Origin of the sequence: Roseisolibacter sp. H3M3-2, assembly GCF_029211165.1 — a bacterium.
Classification (GTDB): domain Bacteria; phylum Gemmatimonadota; class Gemmatimonadetes; order Gemmatimonadales; family Gemmatimonadaceae; genus Roseisolibacter.
The window spans coordinates 1-2,983 of the sequence record NZ_JARGEK010000480.1 but is presented as its reverse complement, the minus strand read 5'-3'; the positions used below and the strand labels follow the sequence as shown (position 1 = coordinate 2,983).

The following is a 2,983-nucleotide window of genomic DNA, read 5'->3' as shown; positions in this document are numbered from 1 at the left end:
GCCGCGCCGCCCCCCGACCCGGCCGTGCGCGCGGCGGTACGCGCCCCCGTGGCCGCGCGCGGGGCGCGCGTGGGAGAGCGGCTGGCGGCCGACGTCGGGCTCAGCACCCGCCAGCTGCAGCGCCGCTTCGGCCGCGCGGTCGGGCTCACGCCCAAGGAGTTCGCGCGCGTGCGCCGCGTGCGGTCGGCGATCGGCGCGGTGCTGGCGCGCGAGGTCGCGTGGTCGCAGCTGGCGGCGGAGTACGGGTGGGCGGACCAGGCGCACATGGTGCGCGACATGGCCGCGGTCACCGGCCTCACCCCGGCGCAGCTGGAGGCGCGGCTGGCGCAGATCGCCCACGGCGCGGTCACGCCCTAGCGTCGCGCCGCGTCGCGTTTCTTCAATACGGCGGCGCGCGGCGTCGGTAGCGTCCGCGCATGCGACCACTCCTCCGCGCCGCCGCGCTCCTGTCCCTCGCCGCCTCCGCCCTCGCCGCGCAGCGCCCCGACCCCGCCCCGCAGCGCGCCGCCATGGAGCGGCTCGCCTACATGGCCGGCGAGTGGGAGGGCGACGGCTGGATCCGCGACGCCGCGTCGGGCCGCCGCACGACCTTCCGCGGCGGCGAGCGCGTGCAGCGCAAGCTCGACGGCGTGGCGCTGCTCGTCGAGGGGCGCTTCACCGCCCGCGACTCGGCGAGCGGCGCCGAGGTGCCGGTGCACGTCACCCTCGGGGTGATCGCGTTCGACCCGCGCGAGGCGCGCTACCGCTTCTCGACCTGGCTCGCCACGGGCACCGCGGGGCAGCACGTCCTCGAGCTCGACCCGCAGGGGTGGCACTGGGGGTTCGACACGCCGGCGGGCAAGGTGCGCTACACCTTCGTGCTGAAGGACGGCACGTGGCACGAGGTAGGCGACTTCTCGCGCGACGGGACGAGCTGGGAGCGCTTCTTCGAGATGACGCTGCGCAGGAAATAGCGACACTTCCACTACCAGGAGAACGGATGAGACGGATCCGATCCGATCCGTCTCATCCGTTCTCCTGGTAGTTGTCTATGTCACTCGTCACCCAGGCGGCGATCGCCGGCGAGGTAGTGCACGACGTAGTCGCGCACCGCGTCGGCGAGCGGCGTCACCGGCGCGTCGTAGCCCGCCGCGCGCAGCCGCGACACGTCGGCGCGGGTGTGGTACTGGTACTTGTCGCGGATCGACTCCGGCATGTCGACGTACGTGATCCGCGGCTCGCGCCCCATCGCCGAGAAGAGCGCGCCGGCGAGCGCGTTCCAGGTATTGGCCTCGCCGCTCCCGAGGTTGTAGAGCCCCGAGGCGCCCGGCGTCCCGGCGAGGTGCAGCGTCATCGCCACGCAGTCCTTCACGTAGAGGAAGTCGCGCGACTGCTCGCCGTCGCGGTAGTCGGGGCGGTGGCTGCGGAACAGGCGGACCTCGCCCGTCTCCTCGACCTGCCCGAACGCCTTGTGCACCAGCGAGCGCATGTCGCCCTTGTGCGCCTCGTTGGGGCCGAAGACGTTGAAGAACTTGCAGCCGACCATGCGGTCGAGCACCCCGCGCCGCGCCGCCCACAGGTCGAACAGCTGCTTCGAGTAGCCGTACGCGTTGAGCGGGCGCAGGCGCTGCAGCGAGTCGGCGTCCTGCGCGCGGTCGTCCATCCCGTGTGTCCCGTCGCCGTAGGTCGCCGCCGACGACGCGTACACGAACCGCACGCCGCGCGGCACGCACCACTCGGCGAGCGCCTTGGTGAACTCGAAGTTGTTGCGGGCGAGGTACGTCGCGTCGCGCTCCGTGGTCGCCGAGCAGGCGCCCATGTGCAGCACGCAGTCGAACGTCCCGAGCGCCCCCGACGCGAGCCGCGGCAGCAGGTCGTCGGCCTCGAGGTAGTCCTCGAAGGCGAGGGGGACGAGGTTGCGCCACTTCTCGTCGGTCCCGAGGCGGTCGCACACCACCACGCGCTCCACCCCGCGGCGGTTGAGCGCCCACACCAGCGCCGAGCCGATGAACCCGGCGCCGCCGGTCACCAGGACGCGGCCGAAGGGAAGCGGAGAAGTCATGCGGGAATTCTAAGGGCGAAGGACGGGATACGGCGGGGCGGGATACGTCGTAGGGCGGGGGTGGGGCGAAGATCTGGGTGCCGCGCAGATCCGGGTGCGGCGGAGAGCAGGAAACGGCGAGGAGCAAGGTGGGGCGCAGGGCGGGGTACCGCGGACCTACCGGCTCGAAGCTGGCAGGTCCGCCGTACCCCGGTGTGCGACGTACCCCTTCGTTCGGCTCATCCTGGTCTACGCCCTACCCCGATCTGCGCCCTACCCCGATCTACGCCGTCAAATCGCCCACCGCGCCCCGACCGCCGCCGAGAACCACCGCCACCGTCCCGCCCCCGGCCCGACCCGTCCCGCCCCCCCGTCGTACGCGTCCACCTCGACGAGCAGCGCCCGCCCCACGCCGACCGGCAGCGCGAGCTGACCCCACAGCCGCCCCGTCCCCTCCCACGGCGACGTCCCCTCGCCGAAGCGGCGCACGCGCTGGGCGCCGACCCCCGCGTCGAGGACGACCGTGACGCCCCGCGCGCTCTCGCGCTCGAGGTAGGTGCCCACGTCGGCGAGCAGCACGCGCTCGGCGGCGAAGTAGCCGCGCGTGGTCGGGTGGTCGAACGCGATCGTCTGCACGCCCGCCGACAGGTCGCCGAGCGGCCCCGCGGCGCGCGCCAGCGCGGCGCCGAGCGCCGTGCGCCGGTTGCGGTCCCCGCCGCTCGACGGGGTGCCGACGCGCGCCGAGGCGCGGGCGCGCACGCCGAGCGCCACCAGCCGCTCGCGCTGCGCGGCCCCCTCGGCGCGCACCACGCGGTTGCGCAGCAGGAGCGGCGTCGCGTCGAGCACCGTGCGCGCGCCCTGGACGTCGAGCGCCGCCCCCGACGGCGCGCGCCAGCGCGCGCGCAGCTGGCCCACCGGCTCGGTCGCCGCGACCGCCGGCGCGCCCGTGAAGTCGGACGCGCC

4 protein-coding genes are annotated in these 2,983 nt (G+C 74.7%); 2 read left to right on the top strand and 2 right to left on the bottom strand.

Features of this window, described 5'->3' with window-relative positions; translation table 11 throughout:
* Nucleotides 1-357, top strand: a 357-nt coding sequence (locus PYV61_RS23285; protein WP_275836195.1) for a helix-turn-helix domain-containing protein, incomplete at its 5' end; no start/stop codon positions are given.
* Between the two features lie 59 nt (nucleotides 358-416).
* A complete protein-coding gene (locus PYV61_RS23280) occupies nucleotides 417-953 on the top strand; it encodes a hypothetical protein (protein WP_275836193.1) in 537 nt (178 codons plus the stop codon).
* An 80-nt stretch (nucleotides 954-1,033) separates the two neighbouring features.
* On the opposite strand, the gene rfaD is transcribed toward PYV61_RS23280, so the two are convergent.
* Complete coding sequence (rfaD, locus tag PYV61_RS23275) at nucleotides 1,034-2,041, bottom strand: ADP-glyceromanno-heptose 6-epimerase (RefSeq protein ID WP_275836191.1); 1,008 nt, start codon at nucleotides 2,039-2,041, stop codon at nucleotides 1,034-1,036.
* Nucleotides 2,042-2,311: 270 nt separating this feature from the next.
* On the bottom strand, nucleotides 2,312-2,983 hold a 672-nt coding region (locus tag PYV61_RS23270; protein ID WP_275836189.1), incomplete at its 5' end, for a hypothetical protein.

Bases quoted from the DNA above. Each gene is read 5' to 3' on its own strand.
- PYV61_RS23280 (WP_275836193.1), top strand. From the start codon at position 417: ATGCGACCACTCCTCCGCGCCGCCGCGCTCCTGTCCCTCGCCGCCTCC.
- rfaD (WP_275836191.1), bottom strand. From the start codon at position 2,041: ATGACTTCTCCGCTTCCCTTCGGCCGCGTCCTGGTGACCGGCGGCGCC.